2 protein-coding genes are annotated in these 824 nt (G+C 72.5%); both read right to left on the reverse strand.

Annotation, left to right across the window (positions count from 1 at the left end; genetic code table 11):
• Window positions 1–421, reverse strand: a 421-nt coding sequence (locus ACEN88_RS33065; RefSeq protein ID WP_413346528.1) for a response regulator, incomplete at its 3' end; no start/stop codon positions are given.
• Window positions 418–824 (reverse strand): response regulator (locus ACEN88_RS33070; protein WP_413346530.1); only part of this gene is annotated, 407 nt, incomplete at its 5' end. The genes ACEN88_RS33070 and ACEN88_RS33065, both read right to left, overlap by 4 nt.

The raw sequence follows: 824 nt of genomic DNA on the forward strand, positions 1-824 counted from the left end.
CATCGCTCCAGCGCCGCACGACGCGCACCTCGGCCATCGCCTTCACCGTGCGCACGAGGTCGCGCGCGCTGTCCGCATGCGCCGGGTTGCCGATGCCGAGCGGCCGCCGCACCAGCACCAGCGCACCCGCCTCGATCGCGCGGAAGCTGGCGTCGACCTCGGCCCGGTCGTCGCTGCCGCTGACGACGACGATGCGCGTGGGGCATTCGCGCATGATGCGGCGGATGGCTTCGAAGCCGTCCATGCGCGGCATGTGCAGGTCCATCGTGATCACGTCCGGCTGCAGCTCGCGCGCGAGCTTCACGGCTTCCTCGCCGTCCGCCGCGCACCCGACCACCGCGAGGCCCGGGGCCGTGCCGAGGATGTGCATCAGCAGCGCCCGCACCGAATTCGAGTCGTCCACCACCAGTACCCGGATCATGATGCCTCCATCCCCGCCACCCGGCGCACCGTCGCCAGCAGGCGGTCCTGATCGAAACTGCCCTTCGTGAAATACGCGTCCGCGCCCGCGCGCAGGCCGGCCTCGCGCTGCTCGGGCGTCTGCAGCGACGTCACCAGGATCACGGGCAGCTCGGCGGTGGCCGGCGTCGCCCGGATGCTGGCGGTGAGCGCCAGGCCGTCCATGTTCGGCATCTCGACGTCGCTCACGACCACGTCGTAGCGCCCGGTGCGCAGGCGCGACTGCGCGTCGAGGCCGTCGACGGCCGTGTCCACCGCATAGCCGGCGCCTTCGAGGATGTGCTTGAGCAGCAGGCGCGACGTGACGGAATCCTCGACGACGAGCACCTTGCGCGGTCCCGCCGCCGGCGCCGGCGGCGGGACCG

The organism is Massilia sp. CT11-108 (genome assembly GCF_047302915.1).
GTDB lineage: Bacteria > Pseudomonadota > Gammaproteobacteria > Burkholderiales > Burkholderiaceae_D > Telluria > Telluria orientalis.